Origin of the sequence: Streptomyces boncukensis (genome assembly GCF_011045075.1) — a bacterium.
Classification (GTDB): domain Bacteria; phylum Actinomycetota; class Actinomycetes; order Streptomycetales; family Streptomycetaceae; genus Streptomyces; species Streptomyces boncukensis.
Genome location: NZ_JAAKZZ010000715.1, coordinates 1 through 2,981, shown reverse-complemented (window position 1 = coordinate 2,981; position 2,981 = coordinate 1). Strand labels below are relative to the sequence as shown.

4 protein-coding genes are annotated in these 2,981 nt (G+C 73.9%); 2 read left to right on the top strand and 2 right to left on the bottom strand.

Annotated features, from left to right (window positions below; genetic code table 11):
• Positions 1-57 precede the first annotated feature (57 nt).
• A complete protein-coding gene (locus tag G5C65_RS34690; RefSeq protein WP_420903392.1) occupies positions 58-777 on the top strand; it encodes an SLATT domain-containing protein in 720 nt (239 codons plus the stop codon).
• 208 nt (positions 778-985) lie between these two features.
• Here G5C65_RS34690 and G5C65_RS34685 read toward each other — a convergent pair whose 3' ends face one another.
• Both G5C65_RS34685 and G5C65_RS34680 read right to left on the bottom strand, forming a co-directional pair.
• Positions 986-1,651, bottom strand: a complete 666-nt coding sequence (locus G5C65_RS34685; RefSeq protein WP_165303037.1) for a hypothetical protein — start codon at positions 1,649-1,651, stop codon at positions 986-988.
• Between the two features lie 178 nt (positions 1,652-1,829).
• On the bottom strand, positions 1,830-2,477 hold the full coding sequence (locus tag G5C65_RS34680) for a GntR family transcriptional regulator (protein WP_338146804.1): 648 nt from the start codon (positions 2,475-2,477) through the stop codon (positions 1,830-1,832).
• Between the two features lie 242 nt (positions 2,478-2,719).
• Between G5C65_RS34680 and G5C65_RS34675 the strand changes: the two genes are divergently transcribed.
• Positions 2,720-2,981: ATP-binding protein (locus tag G5C65_RS34675; RefSeq protein ID WP_165303036.1), on the top strand; the 262-nt coding region annotated here is incomplete at its 3' end.

Below are 2,981 nucleotides of genomic sequence, written 5' to 3'. Positions count from 1 at the left end.
GGCATGGTGTGCCGGATTCGGCGGTAGGAAGGGGCCGTACGAGCGTTGGGAGTGCGCGTGAGTCAGCCGGAGATGCGGCCCGGGGATCTGCTGGGGCGGGCCTTTCCGTCCGGGGACTGGGGAGAGCCCGCCGAGCGGCTGGACGAGCTCTTCCAGTGGGTGGAGGAGTACGCGCTCGGCGTCGTCTCCTGGTATCTCGCGGACCGCGTGGCCAAGCGCCGGTGGGCGCGGCTGCTGCGCCTGGGCACCGTCGCGGGGCTGGCGGCGGGCGGCCTGCTGCCGCTGCTCCGGCTCGCGGACGTGCTCGGGCCGTCCGCGCCGACCTGGGGCTATGTCGGACTGCTGGGCGCGGTGCTGTGCGCCGGGACGGACCGGATGCTCGGGCTGACCTCCGGCTGGATGCGGGATGTCGGCACGGCGCACGCGGTACGCCGCCGGCTGACGGCCCTGCAGTACGACTGGGCGGCCGAGCGGGTGCGCGAGGTGCTCGGCCCCGTCGAGGGCACGGGCGGGGAGGCGGCCGAGCGGTCGCTGGCGCTGCTGCGCCGGTTCGCGGAGGACGTCGAGGAGATCGTGCGGGACGAGACGGTGGACTGGATGGTGGAGTTCCGCACCCGGGCGCTCTCCGGCCCGCTGCACGCGGGGCGGCGCGAAGGCGGGACCGACGGGAGCTCCGGGGGCGGCGCGGGCCTGCCGGTCCGCCCCGCGCCGCCCCGCCCGGGGGGAGGGCCGGGCCTCCGCCCCCGCATGCCCCGGCAGCGGCCTCCGGAGGGGTAGGCCGTGTCCGGCGGATCTCGCCGGGTCGGGGCTGCCCCTTGCTGTCGCGTCGCAGTCTGCGGGTGCTCGGTGGCCGGTCGCGCGGTTCCGTGCGCCCCGAGGGGGCGCGGGGAACCGCGCGCGCAACCACGACGACAGCCGCAGTCCGCAGGGCACGGACAGGGGCAGCCCCCGACCCGGCAAGATCCGCCGGACGCCCCCGGGGGCGCTAGCTGAAGACGATCATCGAGCCCTGGGCGAGGCTGCGGGTCACCGCGGCGTGCAGGCCCAGCCAGACATGCCGTTCGCGGCCGAACGGCGTGCCGTCCTCGTAGCCGATGGCGGTCGCGGCGGCGGGCTCCTCCAGCTCGGTGGGGCGCGGCGGAGCCGCCGGCGCCGGGGGCGGGTTGTCCGGGTCGATCCCCAGGTGCGGGGCCACGGCGCGGAGTTCGCGGAGCAGCCCGTGGCCGGAGCCGAGCGGCCCCCCGCCGTCCAGCAGTTCGTCGTCGGCTCCGGCCAGCGGCGCGGCGAAGTCGACGGGGACGTACGCGCCCGCGTGGTCGAAGTGCCAGACCAGATGGGACTGCTGGGCCGCCTGCTCGAACATCTCCAGCAGCTGCTCGTAGTCACCGCCGAGCTCGTCGACCGGCGTCACCTCCAGGCCGCTGGCCTGCAGCAGATACGCGCGGCGGAGGTAGTGCAGCGCGTCGTAGTCGAACCCCGCGACGGGGGCGACGTCACCGGAGAGGCCCGGCATATAGCCGAACACGGGGACGGGCGGAAGTCCGGCGTCCGCAAGGGCGCGGTCGTAGGCGGCGATCTCCTCGGCGAAGGGGTTGTCGGGGCTGTGGCACAGCACGTCGACCAACGGGACCAGCCAGAGGTCACAGGCCAAGGGAAGCACTCCAATGCGCGTACGCGGACGTCGGTACCGCCCCCGGGCTCTCGGCTCCGCTCAAGCCAGGGGGTACCCCCAGGCGCCCCAGCGTAGTGGCCGGAGGCAGCCGGGACCGCCCGCCGGGGGAAACCGGAGCGGGACCGAAATAATCGGCCGGGGGACCGGACGGGTGCGGTCACATGAGGGTGAGGGCGTGGGCGTGGTAGTCGGCGAGGATCCGGCCCGTCTCCGCCTCGTCCCCCCGCAGCAGCGCCTCCAGCAGCGCCGTGTGGCCGGCCCAGAGGTCCCCCTTCAGGGACGCGCGCTCGCGGAGCAGCGGCACGGCGCACACCCAGCACTGCACCCGGAGCCGGTCCAGGAAGTCCGCGATATACGGGTTTGCCGAGACGGCGCACAGCTCGCGCCAGAAGCGCAGGTCGTACGCGATGAGCACGTCGAGGTCACCGGCGCGCGCCGCCCGCTCCGCCGCCTCGGCCCGGCGCCGCACCGACGCCACCACGCCGGGCGGCGGCGGCTCCTTGGGCCCGCCCTCCGGCAGGCAGCCCTGGAAGACGGTGGCCGCGACGAGCTGCCGCGCCTCGCACATCGCGCGGTAGTCGTCCAGCGTGAACTCGTGCACCCGGAAGCCCCGGTGCTGCTCCATGTCCAGCAGCCCCTGCGCGGCGAGGTCGACCAGCGCCTCGCGCACCGGCGTGGCGGAGACGCCGTACTGCTCGGCGATCTCCTTGACCGTGAACTCCCGACCGGTGGCCAGGCGTCCGGCGAGGATCTCGTCACGCAGCGCGGCGGCGATCTGCGAGCGCAGAGTGCTGCGGTTGATCACGCCTGCCTCACGCCTTCCGGCCCCGCGGATGTTCCGGGGCGTCGTCGCGGTGGTACCTCGTTCGTGAAGGGGACGCCCTCACCCTAGTGATCGATCTCCGCCCGTGTCTCCAGGTTGGTATCTGATATACGGCTCCGTGAACGGAACGTGACACACCGTTACCCTCCGGAATCTCCGACGATGCAACCAACGGACAAACGGCGCGCATCCCCACAGAAAACTGCCTCTGTACGGAGCCTGTCATGATCGAGAACCGCGAACCATGGGAGTACACCCTGCACGTCCCCAACGACCCGCGCGCCGTCCCGATATCCCGCCACACCCTCCGACTCGTCCTCCGGGCCCACGGCCTGGACCGGCTGCTGCCGCTCGCGGAGCTGCTCGGCACCGAGCTGGTCACCAACGCCGTCACCCACACCAAGGGCCCCGCGGCCCTCCGCCTCCTCTGGGACGGCCACACCCTGCGCATCGGCGTCTGGGACACCGACCCGAGGCCCCCCAGCC